Below are 19,246 nucleotides of genomic sequence, written 5' to 3'. Positions count from 1 at the left end.
GCGCCTCCTTAATCGCCCAGACCCGCCGGGTTAACTTCGGAACTGGGGATACGCTCCACGCCTTCCCCCCAGCGGTTCAGCACCTTGTCGTAATCTCCGTTCTTGATCGCGCCATTCAGCGCGGTTTGAACCGGTTCGACCAGGCCGCTGCCTTTTTTCAGCGTCACCGCGATATGCGCTGCCTTCGGCCAGCCGCCATCGACGCTGCCGACCAGTTTGGTTTTACCGTTAAGCGCCGCTTTCCAGGCACCGATCACGTTCGGGCCAAAGTAGGCGTCCGCGCGTCCGGACTGAAGCGCCAGCGTTTGGGCCGCGTCGTCTTTGGTGTAGATCGGCGTAAAGGGTTTAAGCCCTTTTTTGAGGTTCTCTTCGTTCCATGCCAGCAGAATGGCCTCCTGGTTGGTGCCGGAACCTACGATGATGCGCAGCCCGGCGATATCCTCTGCCTTCACAAGCGAGTTGATCGGACTGGTGGATTTCACGTAGAAGCCAAGTGAATCCTTGCGGTAGGTGGCGAAGTCGAACTTCTCTTTGCGCGCTTTAGTGACGGTGATGTTGCTAATAGCCGCGTCGTATTTCCCGGAGGCAACCCCCAACGGCCAGTCCTCCCAGGAGGTGGGCACCACGTTCAGCTCCAGTCCGAGGCTGTCCGCTACCAGACGCGCGATGTCGACCTCACTTCCCAGCAGAGTTTTGTTGTCGTCGGAAAAGACCGTCAGTGGCGGTTGATTCAGTCCCGCCACCGCCACGGTAAATTTCCCCGGCACGGCAAAACGATAGTCTTTCGGCAGTTGCGCGATCGCATCGCTGTTTTTGGCGGTATTGATCGGCGTTTTATTGGCCTCAATGCTCACGCCGGTGCCGTTAATATTGACGTTCTCTGCCCAGACGGCAGGGGTAAAGGCCAGCGCAAGCGCCAGAATAAGCGATGATTTCTGCATAGCGTTTTTCTCTTTTATTGTTGTGTGAACTGATTTTTGGGCTCGTCTAAGCCCAGACTTTCGCGCAGCGTGGTGCCGGGATAGTCGGTGCGGAACAGGCCGCGCGCCTGTAAAACGGGCACCACCTGGTCGACAAAGCGCGGGAAGGTGTCCGGCGTGCCGCCCTGAATGATGAAGCCATCCGCCGCCTTCTCTTCGAACCAGGCCTGTAAACCATCGGCCACCTGCTCCGGTGTGCCGGAAAAACGCGGGCGCGGCGATGCGGCTTCCAGCGCGACCTGACGCAGAGTTAAGTTGCGCTCACGGGCGTTACGCTTGATTTCATCGGTGGTGCTGCGAAAGCTGTTTTTGCCCAAATCGCCAATATCCGGGAACGGCGCGTCGAGGGGATACTGGCTGAAGTCGTGATGCTCGAAATATCGTCCGAGGTAATTCAGCGCATCATTAATGGAGACCAGTGCCGCCGTAGTTTGATACTGGTTTTCTACGTCATCGGCGTCGTTTCCAACAATCACGCTGACGCCCTGGAATATATGTAAATCCCCTGCGCGACGGCCGTGACTTTCCAGCTGCTGTTTAACATCGCGGTAAAAAGCCTGGGCTTCTTCCCGCGTGTCATGGTGGGTAAAGATGGCGTCAGCGTGTTTTGCCGCCAGCTTTTTACCGTCGTCGGACGCGCCAGCCTGAAAGACAATCGGACGTCCCTGCGGCGTGCGGCCAATATTCAGCGGGCCGGAAACCTGGAAGAAATCACCGTGGTGATCCAGAGTATGCAGTTTCGACGCATCAAAGAACTGTCCGCTCTCTTTATTGCGGATAAAGGCATCCCCTTCCCAGGAATCCCACAGTCCTTTCACCACGTCGAGATACTCATCGGCAATGCGGTAGCGCAGCGCATGCTCCGGGTGTTTTTCACGTGAGAAGTTCTTCGCTGACCCTTCCAGCGGTGAGGTCACCACGTTCCAGCCCGCGCGTCCGTTGCTCAGGTGATCGAGGCTGGCGAACTGGCGTGCAACGGTGAAGGGCTCGCTGTAGGAGGTGGACAACGTGCCGACCAGTCCCAGGCGCGAGGTGATACTCGCCAGCGCGGACAACACCGTCAGCGGCTCAAAGCGGTTTAAAAAATGCGGAATGGATTTCTCGTTAATATAAAGACCGTCGGCCACAAATATAAAGTCGAGCTTGCCCTCTTCTGCTTTTAAAGCCGTTTCTTTAACGAAATCAAAATTAATGCTGGCATCCGCGACCGCCGCGGGATGGCGCCAGGCAGACATATTACCGGATGCACCATGCAAAATGGTCCCCAGCCGCAATTGACGATGTGCAGTCATATTCACCTCAAATTAATTAAACGTGTTGCAGGGCTTTTTCCGCGAGCTGAGCAAAATAGCGGGCAGCGGGTTCGATTAATGCTTCGTCCGGGTTAAATGCCGGGTGATGTAACCCAAACGGACTGTTGCTGCCAATGCTGACAAACGCGCCGGGTATGTTTTGCAGATAGACCGCGAAATCCTCCCCGCCCATGTGCAGTTCCGCATGCCGGGTTTCATATCCCGCTTCGCGCGCGACCGAGGTGGCAAACACGGCCCAGTGCTCATCGTTCACCAGCGCGGTGGGCCCGGCGTACCAGGTGATGTTGATCTGCGCGCTAAAGGCGCTGGCAAATCCGGCGGCGATTTCACCGACGCGCGCTTTCACGTTCTGCTGCACTTCCGTGCGGTGCGTGCGCAGCGTGCCCTCCAGCTCAACGCTTTCCGGCAGCACATTCCAGGTATTCCCCCCGGCGATGCGCGTCACACTCAGAACAACCGAATCCAGCGTGTTGACGTTACGGCTGGCTACGCTTTGCAGCGCTGTTACCAGCTGGCTTGCCAGCACGATGGCGTCGTTGCCTTCGTGGGGACGTGCGGCATGCGCGCCTTTGCCGGTCACGTGAATAACGAAGCGATCAACGTTGGCATAGAACGGGCCGCCGCGCGTGGCAAACTCGCCGACCGGCAGTGACGGCTCGTTATGCATCCCGAAAATCGCGCGTACGTCGCGTAACGCCCCGGCACGCACCATGCTTTTCGCTCCGCCGAAATTTTCTTCCGCAGGCTGGAACAGGATCCGCACGCGACCGTTGAGCGAGGCTTCCCGCTCTTTCAGCTTTAGCGCGGCGCCGAGGATCACGCTGGTGTGAATGTCGTGTCCGCAGGCATGCATCACCCCGGCACGCCGGGAGCTAAACGGCACCCCGCTGCGCTCGTCGATGGGTAACGCGTCGATATCGGCGCGCAGCGCAACCAGTGCGTTGCCCGTGCCGATCTCCGCAACCAGCCCGGTCTGGAGATCGTAAGGCAGCGGTGCAATCCCGGCTGCCGTCAGCCACTCGCGCAGGCGGGCCGTTGTTTCGACCTCCTGACCGGAGAGTTCAGGGTTCTGGTGCAGCTCACGGCGCCAGGCAATCAGTTGTTCGCTAAAGCTCATACGGTAACCTCCCTGTTAAGACGCGCCTCGGCCAGCAGTCGCAGGGACTGCACGCGCGTTGCGCCATCAGCGACCGGCGTGTCGATGATAAATTCGTCAATCCCCCACTGCTGATGCAGCGCGTTGAGCTGTTCATGCACCGACGCCGCCGTTCCGGCCAGCAGAGACTGCGCCCGACGCGCGATGCGCACCGGTTCACTCCCCGCCTGCCGCGCAAAGGCGTAGGCCTGTTCTTCGCTGGCGACGGTGACGCGCTGTCCGTTTGCCAGCTCCACGCCCCACACTTCAACCTTCTGCGCCAGCGCATCGGCCTCAGCCTGGGTTGGGGCAACAATGGCCTGCACGGCCACAATCACCTCCCGGACGCTGTGTTGACGCCAGGCTGTGACGACGTCGCGCAGCAGCTCAGGGTCACCATTCAGATGGGCGGCAAAGACAAAATGCCAGTCGAGGGAGGCCGCCAGCAGCACGCTTTCGGTACTGGCGCCCAGCAGGAATCCCCGGGCAGGCGCCGGTGGCAGCGGCGTGGCGCGAACGTCCTCCTCCGCTGACTGATTTTCAGGGCGGATCCAGCGATCAAGCTGCGTCAGTTGGTCCGCAAAGCTGCCTTTCTCCTGCGGATTTAGGCCGTACTGCAAGGCGCGGGTAGAGAGCGGCAGACCGCCGGGCGCTTTGCCAACGCCCAGATCAACCCGGCCCGGCGCAATGGCGGCCAGTACGTTAAAATTTTCGGCGACTTTGTAGGGGCTGTAATGTTGCAGCATGACGCCGCCTGAGCCCACGCGAATACGCTTTGTTTGCCCGAGGATCCAGGCAATCAGCAGCTCCGGCGAGGGGCTGGCAAGCTGCGGGGTATTGTGGTGTTCGGCAATCCAGAAGCGGTGATAACCCAGCGTTTCTGCCTGCTGCGCCAGTGCTAAGGTTCGCGCCAGCGCATCGGCGGCTGTTTCGTGTTCTGCGACGGGGCTTTTATCCAGAATGCTGATTCGCCATGACATGTTGCGTTCTCGTTTGACTTAACATGTCGTCATTATTAAAGGCGGATTTCACCTCTGAGAAACAATTAATTTACATTTGGATTGCCGGAAAACGGCAATAGAGAGTCTGTCATCGGCGTGATTTAAGCGAGGCAATGAGTCTTTCGGCATCCTGCCGTCGGGTAATGCGGAGAAAGCGAATGTGTTTGTACTGCGGGTTTTGCATATCCGCTTGATAGCGTTTGCGGTTGCTGCGCCAGGTTTTGATCGTCCAGATGATAATAGAGTCCTTGCTAAGGAACGACCGACGAAAGCTTTCGCGGTTCCCCGTGCCGGGCCAGAGCTCCTGTTTGTGCCAGGCGCGTCTGGAGGCCCGCGTCACCGCTTGCCAGAGCGTGCGGATAAACCCACGATCTATCCACACCACCAGATCGACGTCGCGCCACTTAACGTCGCGTGTGCGGTTGTAATTCCCGTCCAGGACCCAGTCAGGCGAGGCGGCGAGCGCTTTTTCCAGGGTTGCAAGAAACTCATCGTCCGGTGTTCCCTGCCAGTTCGCTCGCCAGTAAAGCCTGTCCATCTCAATGTAAGGGATAGCCAGCGCCTCCGCGATTCGCCTGCCAAACGTGCTTTTCCCACTTCCGCTGGTACCTATGATATTGATTTTCACCGTTCCGCCTGCAAATGCTGAAGAAAACGGATCGAATCATAACGTTAATAATTTGTTTACGAAACGCCAGACTACTCGTTCGGATACTGCTCGTCGGTGACCTTCTCCAGCCACGCCACCGGACTCCCTTCGACCGCTTCTGCGATGGCGATATGGGTCATCGCCGTCTGCGCGCTTGCGCCGTGCCAGTGCTTCACGCCGGGTGGGATCCAGGCGATATCCCCCTGATTCAGCGGTTCCGCCTCTTTCCCCCACTCCTGTAACCAGCCGCGCCCCTGCGTCACGATCAGCGTTTGTCCAAGAGGATGCGTATGCCAGGCGGTACGTGCGCCGGGTTCAAAGGTGACGGTCGCGCCACCGACTTTTGCCGGTTCAGTCGCCTGGAAAGGCGCGTCAATGCGCACGCTGCCGGTAAACCAGGCCTCTGGACCCTGAACGGAAGGTAACGAACCGCTACGGATAATTTTCATGATTTACTCCTCGTTTGCTGTTGCGTTAACAGTAGCGTAAAGCCATGGGGAGCATTAGAGTGCATAATCAGAAAGGAACCATGAGTTCAATTCATAAATCGAGTAAGCCGCCATGTTAAAAGACAACTTCAACGATCTGCTTTCCTTTATGGTCGTCGCCCGGGAGCGCAGCTTTACCCGCGCCGCGGCGCAGCTTGGGGTATCTCAGTCGGCACTCAGCCACGCAATGCGCAATCTGGAGGCGAGGCTGGAAGTCCGTCTGTTAACCCGCACCACCCGTAGCGTAGCCCCTACCGAGGCCGGTGAGCAACTCTTCATGCGCTTAAGCCCCCATCTGCTGGAGATCGAGCAGGAACTCACCGCGTTGCGTGATACCCGCGACAGACCTGCCGGGAATATTCGCCTTAACGCCGGGGAACACGCCATGTCTACAGTGCTGTGGCCTGTGCTTAAACCCTTTATGGCGCAGTATCCTGACATCAACGTTGAAGTCACGGTGGACAATGGGCTGACTGATATTGTTGATGGCCGCTTTGACGCAGGGGTGCGTCTGGGTGAGCAGGTGGCGAAAGATATGATTGCGGTACGTATTGCGCCGGACATGCGCATGGCGGTTGTCGGGTCAGCAGAGTATTTGCAACGTTTCGGCATACCGAAAACGCCGGAGCAGCTCGATCAGCACCGCTGCATTAATATGCGCCTGCCCACACGCGGCGGATTATATGCCTTGGAATTTGAACGGGACGGACGTGAGCTGCGCGTGCGGGTTGACGGCCAGCTGATCCTCAACAGCCTGCCGCAGCGCATCGATGCCGCCGAAAACGGTCTGGGGCTGGCGTATGTTCCGCAAGATGCGGTTCAGGACGCCCTTGCTAAGGGCCGGTTAGTGGGTGTGCTTGAAGCCTGGTGTCCGGCTTTTACGGGATACCATCTGTATTATCCGAGCCGCCGCCAGCACACTACCGCCTTTGCATTACTTATTGCAGCCCTGCGGCATACATAGTCTCTACCTATAAGTAACTATTAAGTAAACCTGATGATTAAATCAGCATTCGCAGACCTTTTTGCCTAAAAAAACGCCACGATTCAGCGCGTTGTGATCCCCGTCTGCTCTGACCACACGATTTCCTTCGACGTGCATCACTTTCGGCACGGTTATATTTTGCGTCGCTTATCAATTGCGGGTAGGATGCCTCGCCATGTTTTGCCTTATCCATACACAGAATGACTGGAAAGGCAGCATGTGTCTGCGCAGAAGCAATCGTTTGTTTCGGCATCTGCCAGGCAGGACTATCACGTTAATGGTTCAGACAGGCAAACAGGTAACTCAATGAAAACAAGCAATAAAAGCGCAGCCGATCATCATGCTGCGAAACGTCGCTGGTTGAACTCTCATGAAGAGGGCTATCACAAGGCGATGGGCAACCGTCAGGTGCAGATGATCGCCATCGGCGGCGCTATCGGTACAGGTCTGTTTTTAGGTGCAGGCGCACGTCTGCAAATGGCTGGCCCCGCTCTCGCCCTGGTCTATCTGGTGTGCGGGATCTTCTCTTTCTTCATCCTTCGTGCCCTCGGCGAACTGGTACTCCACCGCCCTTCCAGCGGCAGCTTTGTCTCTTACGCCCGCGAGTTTCTTGGTGAAAAAGCCGCGTATGTCGCGGGCTGGATGTACTTCGTTAACTGGGCAATGACCGGTATTGTCGATATCACCGCCGTTGCGCTGTATATGCACTACTGGGGCGCGTTTGGCGATGTGCCGCAGTGGGTGTTCGCCCTCGGAGCGCTGGCAATTGTCGGGACCATGAACATGATCGGCGTGAAATGGTTCGCCGAAATGGAGTTCTGGTTCGCGCTGGTTAAGGTGCTGGCCATTGTGATCTTCCTGGTGGTCGGTACCGTATTCCTCGGCACCGGTAAACCGCTGGACGGTAACGCAACCGGCTTCCACCTGATTACCGATAACGGTGGTTTCTTCCCGCACGGCCTGCTGCCAGCGCTGGTTCTGGTGCAGGGGGTGGTGTTCGCCTTTGCCTCCATCGAACTGGTCGGTACGGCGGCAGGTGAATGCAAAGATCCGCAGACGATGGTGCCAAAAGCCATCAACAGCGTGATCTGGCGTATCGGCCTGTTCTATGTGGGCTCCGTGGTGCTACTGGTTCTGCTGCTGCCGTGGAACGCATACCAGGCGGGCCAAAGCCCGTTTGTAACCTTCTTCTCTAAGCTGGGCGTGCCGTACGTGGGCAGCATCATGAACATCGTGGTACTGACCGCCGCGCTCTCCAGCCTGAACTCCGGACTCTATTCGACGGGCCGTATCCTGCGCTCCATGTCGATGGGGGGCTCTGCGCCGAAGTTTATGTCGAAGATGAGCAAGCAGCAGGTGCCTTACGCGGGTATTCTGGCCACTCTGGTGGTGTATATCTTTGGCGTGTTCCTGAACTATCTGGTGCCGTCTCAGGTGTTTGAGATCGTGCTGAACGTCGCTGCACTGGGCATTATTGCCTCCTGGGCCTTTATTGTGGTGTGTCAGATGCGTCTGCGCAAAGCGATCAAAGAAGGAAAAGCGGCTGACGTCAGCTTCAAGCTGCCGGGCGCACCGGTGACCTCCTGGCTTACCCTGCTGTTCCTGCTGAGCGTGCTGGTGCTGATGGCCTTCGACTACCCGAACGGTACCTACACCATCGCCACAATACCGCTGCTGGCGGTGCTGTTGATTGCTGGCTGGTTTGGCGTTCGTAAACGCGTGAATGAAATCCACAGTACCGCACCGGTTCATCCTGGAGATGACAAACAGGACGGTCCGCTGGTGGAAGAGACGTCGCGTTAATAAAAAAGCCGGGTGGCGGCTTCGCCTTACCCGGCCTGCATTTCATGGTTTTTTTATGCCCGGTAAGCGCACCACCACCGGGCAAATCCCACATCAGAGCGCGATACGAATCACATCGTCAGGCTGGGTCGCTTCCTGCTGACGGGTTGATTTCTGTTTCACCGTTACGTACAGCGTTTTACCGTCCGCAGACAGCGCCAGGCTGTTCGGGTAAACCGGGGTATCGTAGGTCTTGGTCACTTTGTAGGTTTTGGCGTCAATCACGCTCACCTTGCCCGCCTCGCGGTGCGTCACATAGGCTTCGTTACGCGCCGGGTTAAACAGTACGGCCAGCGATTCTGGCGCGGCGATTTTCTGCATCACGCTGCCATCTTTCAGATTCACCACCAGCACTTCTGGCTGTTTTGAATCCGTCACAAACGCACGCTGGCCGACAGTGTCCAGGCTCAGGTTCAGGTAGAAGTGCTCTTTTCCGTCATCCTGCACTTTTTTACGGCTGAGGATTTTGTTGGTTGCCGTATCAATGGTCACCAGCTCGCCGTCCGCATTGGTGGTATACAGGCGTTTTGCCTTCGCATCCAGCGCCAGTCCGGTGCTGAACGTGCCGGTGTTCGTGATAGTGTCCTTCAGCTTCAGCGTTGCGCCATCAACAACCCAGATCACGCTCTCCTTGCCGATGCCGGTAATGTACACCGTATTGGTCGTGTCATCGGCCACCAGCTGGCGCGGCTGAAGCGGCTTCACCGTGTCGCTACGCTTGCGATCGTCCATCACCAGGCGCCCTTTAACCTCGCTCGTTTTGGCGTCAATCGCCGTCACGGCGCTGTTGACGGTGTTACCGAACCACAGCGTCTGGGTGGCGTTATCGATCGTGGCGCCAAACGGCTTGAGATCGTTATGAATCGCCTGCGTCACTTCCAGCGTGACCGGATCCAGACGATAAACCACGCCGCCCTTATCGGTTTTGCGGCTTTGTGACGTCGCAACCCACAGCGCGTTTTCCTGCTGGCTGACGGCCATTTCATACGCGCCCTTGCCGACCGCTTTGCGCAACATCTCTTCAGCGGCATGAACCTGGAACGTACCGGCAAACAGTAAAGAGCCCAACAGCAGAGACCCACGCAGGCGCGGCGAGCACAGATGACGTAAAGACATAACAATTCCTTTTTAAATGAGGAGATTTACCGCTGACATCACTTCCGGTGGGCAAAGTCATCGCTTTGCCGTTATTTTAATGAGAATAGTAATCATTAATCAGTTGAATGTGGAGTATTTCTTTCCTTCAAAGCCTTACATTCACGAAATGTGCGGTTATAGTTTTCATAACATTTACAAAGGATTTAACATATATACACAGGTTCCAGTTGATTTGGTTCGAATTTTTCTTAACCGGTTTACTCCATGAAAATTATTACTGCCCGCAAGGCATCACTACCCCTGCTGTTCGCTCCCGTCATTTTTGGCCCGCTGAGTGCGATGGCCGCGGATGAACAGACCCTGATCGTCAGCGCCACGCCGCAAACTGTCTCCGAACTGGACACCCCGGCCGCAGTCAGCGTGGTGAGCGGCGAGGATATGCGACATGCCACACCGCGCATCAACCTTTCTGAATCCCTTGGGAGCGTGCCTGGCCTGCAAATCCAGAACCGCCAGAACTATGCTCAGGATCTGCAACTTTCCGTTCGCGGATTCGGCGCGCGTTCAACCTTCGGCGTACGCGGGATCCGCATGTACGTGGACGGCATTCCGGCAACCATGCCCGACGGCCAGGGGCAGACGTCAAACATAGACCTCAACAGCATTGAGAGCGTCGACGTGCTGCGCGGCCCCTTCTCTGCCCTGTACGGCAATGCCTCCGGCGGCGTAATCAACATCAACACCCAGACCGGACAACAGCCAGCCACAATTGAAGCCAGCAGCTATTACGGCAGTTACGGCACCTGGCGTTACGGCATGAAGGCCACCGGTGCGGTGGGCGACGGGACTCAGGCGGGGGATGTGGACTATGCGGTATCCACAACCCGCTTCACCACCCATGGCTATCGCGACCACAGCGGCGCACGGAAAAACCTCGCCAATGCGAAACTGGGCGTACGCATTGATGATGTCAGCAAGCTAACGCTGATTTTTAACAGCGTCGACATGAAAGCCAACGATCCGGGCGGACTGAGTTATCAGGAGTGGCAGAACAACCCACGCCAGTCACCCCGTGGCGATCAGTACAACACGCGTAAAACCATTAAGCAGACCCAGGCCGGGATCCGCTACGACCGTCAGTTGAGCGAACAGGACGACCTCAGCGTGATGATGTACGCCGGTGAGCGTGAAATGACCCAGTACCAGTCCATTCCGGATACCGCGCAGACTGAAAATCCTTCGCATTCGGGTGGCGTAATTGATATGCAGCGCCACTATCAGGGTATTGATACCCGCTGGACCCACCGCGGTGAGCTGCTGGTGCCGGTAACGTTTACCACCGGCCTGAACTACGAAAATATGAGTGAAAATCGCCGCGGGTATGAAAACTTCGTGATGAACAACGGCGTGCCGGATTTTGGCGTGAAGGGTAACAAACGCCGTGACGAACGTAACCTGATGTGGAACCTTGATCCCTACCTGCAAACCCAATGGCAGCTCACGCAAAAGCTGTCCGTTGAGGCGGGCGTGCGTTACAGCTCCGTCTGGTTTGACTCCAACGATCATTACATTACCCCGCAAAACGGCGATGACAGCGGTGACGCCAGCTACCATAAATGGCTCCCGGCTGGTGCGGTGAAATACGCCGTGACCGACGCCTGGAACCTGTATGCCGCGGCGGGACGGGGATTTGAGACCCCTACCATCAACGAACTCTCATACCGTTCTGATGGCAAAGGCGGCCTCAATATCAACCTGCAACCGTCAACCAACAACACCTATGAGATTGGCAGCAAAACCCGCATCGGCAATGGCATCCTGACGGCGGCGCTGTTCCGCACGGATAACGACAACGAGATCGTGGTAGACGAAAACAAAGATGGTCGCACTACCTACAAAAATGCGGGGAAAACGCGCCGTCAGGGTGTGGAAATTGCGCTCGACCAGCAGTTTGCCGAAAACTGGAAGCTGAAAATGGCGTGGACCTATCTCGATGCGACCTACCGTACCAACGTCTGTAGCAATGCAGACTGTAGCGGCAACCGGATGCCGGGGATTGCCCGTAACATGGGGTATGCGTCGTTTGGCTGGGAGCCTGAGGAAGGCTGGTACGCGGGGGCAGATGCCCGCTACATGAGCGACGTGATGGCAAACGACACCAATACCGCCAAAGCGCCCTCTTATACCGTGGTCGGTCTGAATACCGGGTATAAACTCAATTACGGCAAATGGGGAATGGACATCTTTGGTCGCGTCGATAACCTGTTCGATAAAGAGTACGTCGGTTCAGAGATTGTAAACGCAGGCTACAATCGCTATTACGAACCCGCCCCTGGCCGTAACTATGGCGTGGGCCTGTCGGTCTCTTATCGCTTTGAGTAAAACATTTTCCGGCAGCGCACGTTGCCGGTAAAAAAATAACATCATTCCCGGTAGCCTTAAGCGCCGGGAATATACTCAGGGAAGTTTAAAACGAATAAAAAAATAAGTGCGCCAGTGCGATCCTTAACTGTAGTATTGCCGTTGCAGGAGGATATTGGCTTCATCAATGGCTCGGTCGATCGCTTCCCGACTGGCCGTCACGTCCCTTTGCTCAAGCGCAGAAAGCAGATCGGCATAATGGTAAGTCGTGGCAGGGATATCTTTCATCTCTTCGTGCAGGTAGTTGATACACGGACCAATCCGTACCCATAGCTGCTCAATCAGCGAGTTCAGGGTCGGCATTTCGGCATACTGATAGAGCGTAAACCGGAACACGCGGTTGGCATGGATCGCCTTCTGCACGTCGCCCTGATGCATGGCGGTGCTGAAGTTATCTGACAGCGCGCGTAATGCATCCAGTTTGGTCTCGGTCATATTCTGACACGCCGCCGCAACGGCCATCGGCTCAAGCTGTTTTCGGATGGCGTTAATTTCGTTATAACGCTCCAGCGTAACCTCTGGCACCAAAAACGCCTGAGCAGGCGTGGCCTGTAATGCGCCTGCCGACACCAGACGCAGCAGGGCTTCGCGCACTGGTGTGATGCTGGTGCCTAATTTATCCGCAATCTCTTTCGTGATGAGTCGAGCCCCAGGTTTTAATGAGCCCGTAATTAACGCTCCCTTTAAACTGTTCTCAACTTGCATCGTCAGACTGATTCTTTGTGCTTTTTCCAGGTTTTCCAAATCAAGCATGTTTAATTCCCGTAGCCAAAACAAAATGCCATTTTCAGCGACTGTTTAAAAAAACATCGCCGGTTTGATATATCCTGTATCGTCATGCCTGGTATGAAGGGCGCGCGTTAAAATAAAAATTGTTCAATTACTATTACGTTTACCACTTCTGGCTCAGCTGGGCCGATGGCGCGCAATGCTTATGGATTAATTAAAGACAATATATCGTATCTTCACAAATAATTATGGCGGACTTTGCCCGCCATAACCGATGCTCTGTTTAGTCCGCCGCCACGCGGATCACGACCTTGCCGAAGTTTTTCCCTTCCAGCAGCCCAATCAACGCCTCCGGCGCCGCGTTCAGCCCTTCGGTGACCTGCTCGCGATAGTGTATTTTGCCTTCCTTCACCCAGCGTCCCATTTCCTGCTGGAACTCGCCGATACGATGACCATAGTCCTGAGCGATGATAAAGCCCTGCATGCGGATGCGTTTTTTCAGGATGGTCCCCATCAGCAGCGGCAAGCGATCCGGCCCCTCCGGCAGGTTGGTCGCGTTGTAGCCGCTGACCAGTCCGCAAACCGGCACGCGCGCGGAGGTATTCAGGAGCGGCAGTACGGCGTCAAAGACTTTACCGCCGACGTTTTCATAATACACGTCAATGCCCTGCGGGCAGGCTTTCGCCAGCTGTTCGGCAAAATCATCCGCATGGTGATCCAGACAGGCGTCGAAACCGAGCACGTCGACCGCATGACGGCATTTCTCCTCCCCGCCAGCCACGCCGATGACCCGGCACCCTTTGATTTTTCCGATCTGCCCCACCGTTGCGCCAACCGGCCCCGTGGCCGCCGCCACGACGAGGGTTTCTCCTGCCTGAGGCTGGCCGATATCGAGCAGCCCCATATACGCGGTGAAGCCCGGCATCCCGAGCACGCCGAGTGCCCATGAAGGATGCGACGGGTTTTCACCCAGCTTCACCAGCCCCTGCCCGTCGGACAGTTCATACTCCTGCCAGCCGCTGTAACCCAGCACCCATTCACCCTCTTTATAATCCGGATGGCGGGAGGTCTCGACGCGGCTTACCGTGCCGCCCACCATCACCGCGCCAATCTCGACAGGAGGTGAATAGGATGGCGCATCGCTCATACGGCCCCGCATGTACGGATCAAGCGAGAGCCATACGGTGCGTAATAATACCTGTCCCTCTGCGGGCGTGGGGATCGGCTGCTCTTCCAGGCGGAAATTTTCGGCAACCGGCGCGCCGTGTGGACGGGAAGCCAGTACCCAGCGTCGGTTTTGCGTAGTTGATTGATTCATTCTTCGCTCCTTACTGCTGAAAATGTCATTCAAGTCTGGCACGTTATCCTGCGGATCGCCTTTGCATTATGAGCCGGACTGATTAAGCCGCACGACCAGATAGAGGCACGATTCATCCGTTTCGTTGATAAACCGGCAGTCGTTCGGCGGCCCGAGTTCCAGACAATCTCCGGCCTTCATTTCATGGCGGGTATCCCCCTCCAGAAAGACCAGTTCACCTGCCTGCAACCAAATCAGCTGTCGCGCCAGCGCGTAAGAGGAAGCGGGCATCGGCACATCGCTGCCTGCGGGTAGCTCCACCTGGACGAGGTCGATAGGCATATCGGTGCGCGGCGACACATGGCGACGCAAATAGTGGGTTTGCGGATCGCGCCAGACGGGCTGGTTCGCCAGACGTAATAGTTTGCCCTCCTGCATTTCCGCGCGCGCAATGAGCGTAGACATGCTAATACCGAAGGCACCGGATAACCGCGCAAGCAGCGTCGCCGTTGGGCTACTGTCACCCCGTTCAATCTTATGGATCATGGCGCGTGAGATACCTGCCCGTTCGGCCAGTTCGCTTAATGACCAGCCACGCGACTCGCGTTCAAGGCGTATGCGGGCGCTAATGCGTTGATTCATATTGTCTGTCATTGTATTCATGACGTCATACTATAGTGTACGGATGGTTTTTCGGGGGAGTTTTGTGACAAAAAAACAGGGATTTTGTCGTAGCGATGGAATACATGAACTGTGTAGTATTGTGACAAAACCATACTACTATAGTGAACAACACAGCCAGAGGTTAACCATGATTGTTCGTCATGCCTGCAAAGAAGATTGTGCCGCTATCGGTGAAATTTATAACCATGCGGTGCTGCACACCGCCGCAATATGGAACGATACAACTGTCGATACCGATAACCGTATTGCATGGTTTGAGGCGCGCACGCTGTTGGGTTATCCGGTGCTGGTCAGTGAAGAAGAAGGTGTAGTGACGGGATACGCCTCATTTGGCGACTGGCGAGCATTCGACGGTTTTCGCCATACGGTGGAGCACTCGGTTTACGTTCATCCCGATCATCAGGGCAAAGGCATTGGTCGACTGCTAATGACGGAATTAATTAAGGAAGCCCGCCAGATAGGTAAACATGTGATGGTTGCCGGTATTGAGGCGCAGAACCAGGCGTCGATTCATCTGCATGAAACCCTGGGCTTTATTACCACCGGAAATATGCAGCAGGTAGGAACCAAATTCGGTCGCTGGCTGGATTTAACCTTTATGCAACTCCAGCTCGATGAGCGCAGCGATCCGGATGCTCTGCCATGAATCAATCGTTGACGTTAGCATTTCTGGTGGCCGCCGGGATTGGGCTGGTGGTACAAAACACCCTTATGGTGCGCATTACGCAATCCTCTTCCACCATTCTTATCGCCATGCTGCTGAACTCGCTGGTGGGGATTGTGTTGTTTGTCAGCATGTTGCTGGTGAAAAATGGCATGGCGGGGTTTAACGAACTGGCGTCAACGGTGCGCTGGTGGACACTGATCCCCGGCCTGCTGGGGTCATTTTTTGTCTTTGCCAGTATTAGCGGATATCAGAATGTGGGCGCGGCAACGACCATTGCCGTACTGGTGGCAAGCCAGCTGATTGGCGGTCTGGTGATGGACATCCTCAAGAGCAACGGCGTTCCCCTGCGCGCGCTGGTTGGCCCGGTCTGCGGCGCAGTGATGCTGGTGGTTGGCGCCTGGCTGGTGGCACGGCGCCAGTTTTAACCCTTACAGGATAGTCCCACCCTGCGTGAGGTGGGCATGGCGTGCCTCCGCCTCTTCTTTATGTTGCTTGCCATGATGCGCAATCGCGGTACGCAGGCGCTGCTGCTGGGTATAACGATCTTCACGGCTGAGCTCTGCATCGTCGCTTAATTCGTTCAGCAGTTCGTTCATGTGGGTAATCACGCTCTCTTCGATGGTGGCATCGACGCGGGCGATAACTTTGTTTAAATGTGACATTGTCACTCCTTATCACGTGCCGGGTGCTAACTGTAGGCCGGGTAAGGCATAGCCGCCCCCCGGCAAGAATACGATCAGTTCAGCTTCGCTTTCGAGAAGTCACTGCCCATCAGACTCACGCTGTACCCGGTCACGTTGCTGCGGGTCGCGTAGAACGTTTTGCCGTTAGCTAACGCAATCCACGGTGCCTGCTGATAGAAAATCTCCTGTGCCTGTCCATACAGCTTCGCACGTTCGTCCGGGTTGCTGGTCAGTTTGGCCTTTTGCACCAGCTCATCATACCCCTTATCACACCAGCGCGCGGCGTTAGATCCGGTTTTGATGCTGTTACAACCCAGCAGCACATCGGCGAAGTTGTCCGGATCGCCATTATCAGACATCCAGCCGAACAGCGCGGAATCATGCTCGCCTTTACGCATGCCGGAGAGGTACTCACCCCACTCGTAAGAGACGATTTTCGCCTTCACACCCACTTTCGCCCAGTCAGCCTGGATCATCTCCGCAATGCGTCGTGAGTTCGGGTTGTACGGACGCTGAACCGGCATGGACCAGAGGGTCACTTCCGCGCCCTTTTCCAGACCCGCCTGCTTCAGCAGCGCTTTCGCTTTTTCCGGATCGTAGCCGTAATCCTTCAGGTCTTTATTAAAGCCGAGCATGTTCGGCGGGATCGGCGATTTAGCGACCGTACCAGACCCCATAAAGACCGCGTTCACAATGGCCTTTTTGTCCGTCGCGTAATTCAGAGCCTGGCGCACCAGCACGTTATCAAACGGTTTTTTCTCCGTGTTGAACGCCAGGTACCCCACGTTCAGCGCATCCACCGAGTGCAGGGTCAGGTCTTTGTTTTTCTTGATCGCTTCAAACTGCACCGGCGACGGCGCAGGAATGATCTGACACTCGTTCGTTTGCAGCTTCGCCAGACGCGTCTCAACGTTTGGCGTGATGGAGAAGATCAGGTGTTTGGTCGGCACCTCACCGTCCCAGTAGTTCGGATTGGCGACGTAGCGGATCAGCGAATCCACCTTGTACTGCTGAAGCACATACGGGCCGGTGCCGATTGGCCAGGTGTCCACATTTTCAGGTGTCCCCTTTTTCAGCATCGCGTCCGCGTACTCGGCAGAGAGGATCGAGGCGAAGTCCATTCCCCAGTCGGCCAGGAACGCCGCGTTGGGTCCGCTCAGCGTGAACTGGACGTGATAATCGTCGATCTTTTTCACATCCTGAATGAGCTTGTCGAGGCCCACGTCATTAAAGTATTCGTAATTACCCTGGGAAACATTGTGATAGGGATGCTTAGGGTCTTTCTGACGCATAACGGAGAAAATAACGTCATCAGCGTTAAAATCACGGGTAGGTTTGAAGTATTTATTGCTGTTGAATTTTACCCCTTTACGCAGGGTAAACGTGTATGTTTTGCCGTCTGGCGAAATGGTCCACGACTCGGCCAGGGAAGGCACCGGCGTGTTTTTTACCGGGTCGAAGTTAATCAGACGGTTATACAGCGTTTGCGAGCTGGCGACAAACGAAGGTCCAGAACTGGCGATCTGCGGGTTAAACGACTCCGGCGACGCCTCGGAGCAGTAGATAATGGTGTCTTTATTTGCCGCCCATGCGGCGCTTGCCGGTAGCAGCGCGCTCAGCGCGAGGGCGAGCACGGTTTTCCCTGTAGACATGGTTATTACCCTTTCGGTTTTATTATAGTGAACAGTAATAACAGCACAGACGTATTGGCCTGACAAATAACGAATCACTATCAGGTTATTCTTAAGCCGTACATTTCGCTGGTTTTAGCATCACCCCGCAGAAACCGATTTGCCTTAAGGTTCATTATTCGTCAAGCACAACCATCACGATCAATGCCGCAAGAAATCGTCCCTTTTATCGTCTCCTCCGCCGTTTGCTTGCTTAGCTGTTTCGTTAAAGTAATGGCGTGAAGAAGTCTACAGGACCAAATCGTGACAAAAACACTTTTACGCAGCGGTAATCTGGATGATTTTCAGGCCGTTGGTGGCGGCGGACAGGCCGTTTTTGAATCAGCGCTGCAAATCCGCGAAGCGCTTCGGTTGCGCAAACAACAGGCTATCGTCGATTGTCTGGCCATCCCCCAGGTCTACGACGGCGGCGATCGCGTTGACTGGTACTCCCCGGTTGAGGGAACCGTCTCCAGCTGGAAGGCGGCGGATGAAGATGATCGTTATCGCGCCCTACGCTATCTGGAAAACACGCTCGCCAGCGTGGAGTCGCTGAGTAAAAAATGCCTTCAGTCACCGAAAACGGCGCAGCAACTGTTTGGCTCTCTGCTCTCAAAAGCCTTTCAGTTTCCCGGTGAAAACTTTGTTTTCCTGGTGGATGGCAAACCGGTGATCTGCTTCTGGGGTTTCGTCAATCTTAACGAGAACGCGCGCGACGACGTGCTGGACTGCCTGCGCGAATCGTTGGTCCCTGAACCTGAGCCAGTGGTGATTAACGAGCCTGAACCTGAACAGGAGCAAGAACCGGCCCCGGTAGTGACCTTTGAGCAGGCCGACGCGCCGCTTATCACGCCTGTGGCTTCCGTCCGTATCACCGAAGATGAACTGTATACGCCAGAGCCGGTGCGCATGAACGCCGCGCCGCCAGAGCCCGCACCGGCGGCCATGCAGAAAAAACGTCGCTCCCCCCTGTGGTTGCTGCCGGTTGCCGCCGTCATTATTGCGGCCATTGCCACCCCGCTGCTTTGGCCAAAACAGGCCCCGACCGCAGCGCCTGTTGCCACACCAGCGCCAGTGCCTGTCGCCATTGCTCCGGCCCCCGTAAAGACGGTCGAGCCGCTTGAGCTGAAACTCCCGCTGCACCAGGCCGAAGTGGTAGAGCCGAAGGTGAAAACGCCTGCACCGGCAGCCGAACCAGTGGTCATTACCGCGATACCGAAAGATGCGATGGTGATGGAGGCAAACCAGGTCAAAGCGGGGTTAACGCGCTTCCTGAATGGCACCTGGCGCGCGTTTCTCGATGTGCAGGATCCGCTCACCGGCAAACCGCCGTCGCTGCGCTATCAGATCCAGAACAATACAGGTTTCGCCCGGGTTGTGCATGGCGACAACATTGTCTGCCGGGTAGACGTCTTTTCCGGATTACACAGCAACGGCGAGCTGTTGATCAAAACGCGCGGAAACGCTCGTTGCACCGACGGTTCACGCTATCCGATGCCGGAAGTGACCTGTAAGGCAGGTGCCAGCGACGTGGCGGAATGCACCGCACGTTACGATGCCAACACCATCGTTCCTCTGACGTTCAAGAAAGCAGGTGTCTGATC

16 protein-coding genes and 1 pseudogene are annotated in these 19,246 nt (G+C 56.1%); 6 read left to right on the top strand and 11 right to left on the bottom strand.

Annotated features, from left to right (window positions below; all coding sequences use genetic code 11):
• Nucleotides 1-8 precede the first annotated feature (8 nt).
• The 5 genes and pseudogenes from AM329_RS26080 to AM329_RS05770 all read right to left on the bottom strand — a co-directional run bounded on the left by AM329_RS26080 (nt 9) and on the right by AM329_RS05770 (nt 5,527).
• Nucleotides 9-2,272: pseudogene (locus AM329_RS26080) on the bottom strand (NtaA/DmoA family FMN-dependent monooxygenase).
• Between the two features lie 16 nt (nt 2,273-2,288).
• Nucleotides 2,289-3,410 carry an amidohydrolase gene (locus AM329_RS05785; protein WP_003856998.1) on the bottom strand — a complete coding sequence of 374 codons (1,122 nt, stop codon included), beginning with the start codon at nt 3,408-3,410 and terminating at the stop codon, nt 2,289-2,291.
• On the bottom strand, nt 3,407-4,408 hold the full coding sequence (locus AM329_RS05780; RefSeq protein WP_032609271.1) for an LLM class flavin-dependent oxidoreductase: 1,002 nt from the start codon (nt 4,406-4,408) through the stop codon (nt 3,407-3,409). The genes AM329_RS05785 and AM329_RS05780 overlap by 4 nt, the downstream gene beginning before the upstream one ends.
• A gap of 109 nt (nt 4,409-4,517) precedes the next feature.
• Nucleotides 4,518-5,057 (bottom strand): shikimate kinase, encoded by a 540-nt coding sequence (locus AM329_RS05775; RefSeq protein ID WP_003856993.1) that lies wholly within the window; start codon nt 5,055-5,057, stop codon nt 4,518-4,520.
• A gap of 71 nt (nt 5,058-5,128) precedes the next feature.
• A complete protein-coding gene (locus AM329_RS05770) occupies nt 5,129-5,527 on the bottom strand; it encodes a cupin domain-containing protein (RefSeq protein ID WP_003856991.1) in 399 nt (132 codons plus the stop codon).
• Nucleotides 5,528-5,639: 112 nt separating this feature from the next.
• Here AM329_RS05770 and AM329_RS05765 point away from each other — a divergent pair, with 112 nt between their 5' ends.
• A complete protein-coding gene (locus AM329_RS05765; protein ID WP_032609273.1) occupies nt 5,640-6,530 on the top strand; it encodes a LysR family transcriptional regulator in 891 nt (296 codons plus the stop codon).
• A 327-nt stretch (nt 6,531-6,857) separates the two neighbouring features.
• Entirely contained in the window at nt 6,858-8,354 is a 1,497-nt protein-coding gene (gene ansP / locus AM329_RS05760) for an L-asparagine permease (protein WP_022648235.1), read from the top strand.
• Between the two features lie 93 nt (nt 8,355-8,447).
• On the opposite strand, the gene AM329_RS05755 is transcribed toward ansP, so the two are convergent.
• Nucleotides 8,448-9,509 carry a YncE family protein gene (locus AM329_RS05755; protein WP_032609275.1) on the bottom strand — a complete coding sequence of 354 codons (1,062 nt, stop codon included), beginning with the start codon at nt 9,507-9,509 and terminating at the stop codon, nt 8,448-8,450.
• Nucleotides 9,510-9,755: 246 nt separating this feature from the next.
• Here AM329_RS05755 and pqqU point away from each other — a divergent pair, with 246 nt between their 5' ends.
• The gene (pqqU, locus tag AM329_RS05750) at nt 9,756-11,873 is read left to right on the top strand and encodes a TonB-dependent receptor PqqU (RefSeq protein WP_032609277.1); all 2,118 of its coding nucleotides are present in this window, start codon (nt 9,756-9,758) and stop codon (nt 11,871-11,873) included.
• 123 nt (nt 11,874-11,996) lie between these two features.
• Here the strand turns inward: pqqU and AM329_RS05745 are convergent, their stop codons facing one another.
• From AM329_RS05745 to AM329_RS05735, 3 genes are all read right to left on the bottom strand, one after another.
• Nucleotides 11,997-12,665 carry a GntR family transcriptional regulator gene (locus tag AM329_RS05745; RefSeq protein ID WP_003856981.1) on the bottom strand — a complete coding sequence of 223 codons (669 nt, stop codon included), beginning with the start codon at nt 12,663-12,665 and terminating at the stop codon, nt 11,997-11,999.
• Nucleotides 12,666-12,924: 259 nt separating this feature from the next.
• Nucleotides 12,925-13,959, bottom strand: coding sequence for an NADP-dependent oxidoreductase (locus tag AM329_RS05740; protein ID WP_003856979.1), 1,035 nt, complete (start codon nt 13,957-13,959; stop codon nt 12,925-12,927).
• A 66-nt stretch (nt 13,960-14,025) separates the two neighbouring features.
• Nucleotides 14,026-14,601, bottom strand: coding sequence for a helix-turn-helix domain-containing protein (locus AM329_RS05735; RefSeq protein ID WP_003856978.1), 576 nt, complete (start codon nt 14,599-14,601; stop codon nt 14,026-14,028).
• Nucleotides 14,602-14,749: 148 nt separating this feature from the next.
• Between AM329_RS05735 and AM329_RS05730 the strand changes: the two genes are divergently transcribed.
• Complete coding sequence (locus AM329_RS05730) at nt 14,750-15,268, top strand: GNAT family N-acetyltransferase (protein WP_032609278.1); 519 nt, start codon at nt 14,750-14,752, stop codon at nt 15,266-15,268.
• Nucleotides 15,265-15,714: a DMT family transporter gene (locus tag AM329_RS05725; RefSeq protein ID WP_003856973.1), complete on the top strand. Its 450-nt coding sequence runs from the start codon at nt 15,265-15,267 to the stop codon at nt 15,712-15,714. Before AM329_RS05730 ends, AM329_RS05725 begins: the two co-directional genes overlap by 4 nt.
• Before the next feature lie 3 nt (nt 15,715-15,717).
• On the opposite strand, the gene AM329_RS05720 is transcribed toward AM329_RS05725, so the two are convergent.
• Nucleotides 15,718-15,951: a DUF2526 family protein gene (locus AM329_RS05720; RefSeq protein WP_032609280.1), complete on the bottom strand. Its 234-nt coding sequence runs from the start codon at nt 15,949-15,951 to the stop codon at nt 15,718-15,720.
• Nucleotides 15,952-16,025: 74 nt separating this feature from the next.
• Entirely contained in the window at nt 16,026-17,624 is a 1,599-nt protein-coding gene (locus AM329_RS05715) for an ABC transporter substrate-binding protein (RefSeq protein ID WP_032609282.1), read from the bottom strand.
• Nucleotides 17,625-17,906: 282 nt separating this feature from the next.
• On the opposite strand from AM329_RS05715, the gene AM329_RS05710 reads away from it, so the two are divergent.
• On the top strand, nt 17,907-19,244 hold the full coding sequence (locus AM329_RS05710; RefSeq protein ID WP_032609284.1) for an SrfA family protein: 1,338 nt from the start codon (nt 17,907-17,909) through the stop codon (nt 19,242-19,244).
• The last annotated feature ends 2 nt before the right edge of the window (nt 19,245-19,246 follow it).

The sequence above is a fragment of the Enterobacter cloacae complex sp. AR_0002 genome (genome assembly GCF_001922365.1).
Taxonomy (GTDB): domain Bacteria; phylum Pseudomonadota; class Gammaproteobacteria; order Enterobacterales; family Enterobacteriaceae; genus Enterobacter; species Enterobacter hormaechei_C.
The sequence above is the reverse complement of the archived record's forward strand: the minus strand, read 5'-3'. Positions and strand labels throughout refer to the sequence as shown.

Bases quoted from the DNA above. Each gene is read 5' to 3' on its own strand.
- AM329_RS05735 (WP_003856978.1), bottom strand. From the start codon at position 14,601: ATGAATACAATGACAGACAATATGAATCAACGCATTAGCGCCCGCATA.
- AM329_RS05765 (WP_032609273.1), top strand. From the start codon at position 5,640: ATGTTAAAAGACAACTTCAACGATCTGCTTTCCTTTATGGTCGTCGCC.
- AM329_RS05785 (WP_003856998.1), bottom strand. From the start codon at position 3,410: ATGAGCTTTAGCGAACAACTGATTGCCTGGCGCCGTGAGCTGCACCAG.
- AM329_RS05780 (WP_032609271.1), bottom strand. From the start codon at position 4,408: ATGTCATGGCGAATCAGCATTCTGGATAAAAGCCCCGTCGCAGAACAC.
- AM329_RS05720 (WP_032609280.1), bottom strand. From the start codon at position 15,951: ATGTCACATTTAAACAAAGTTATCGCCCGCGTCGATGCCACCATCGAA.
- ansP (WP_022648235.1), top strand. From the start codon at position 6,858: ATGAAAACAAGCAATAAAAGCGCAGCCGATCATCATGCTGCGAAACGT.
- pqqU (WP_032609277.1), top strand. From the start codon at position 9,756: ATGAAAATTATTACTGCCCGCAAGGCATCACTACCCCTGCTGTTCGCT.
- AM329_RS05745 (WP_003856981.1), bottom strand. From the start codon at position 12,665: ATGCTTGATTTGGAAAACCTGGAAAAAGCACAAAGAATCAGTCTGACG.
- AM329_RS05715 (WP_032609282.1), bottom strand. From the start codon at position 17,624: ATGTCTACAGGGAAAACCGTGCTCGCCCTCGCGCTGAGCGCGCTGCTA.
- AM329_RS05740 (WP_003856979.1), bottom strand. From the start codon at position 13,959: ATGAATCAATCAACTACGCAAAACCGACGCTGGGTACTGGCTTCCCGT.
- AM329_RS05725 (WP_003856973.1), top strand. From the start codon at position 15,265: ATGAATCAATCGTTGACGTTAGCATTTCTGGTGGCCGCCGGGATTGGG.
- AM329_RS05770 (WP_003856991.1), bottom strand. From the start codon at position 5,527: ATGAAAATTATCCGTAGCGGTTCGTTACCTTCCGTTCAGGGTCCAGAG.
- AM329_RS05730 (WP_032609278.1), top strand. From the start codon at position 14,750: ATGATTGTTCGTCATGCCTGCAAAGAAGATTGTGCCGCTATCGGTGAA.
- AM329_RS05755 (WP_032609275.1), bottom strand. From the start codon at position 9,509: ATGTCTTTACGTCATCTGTGCTCGCCGCGCCTGCGTGGGTCTCTGCTG.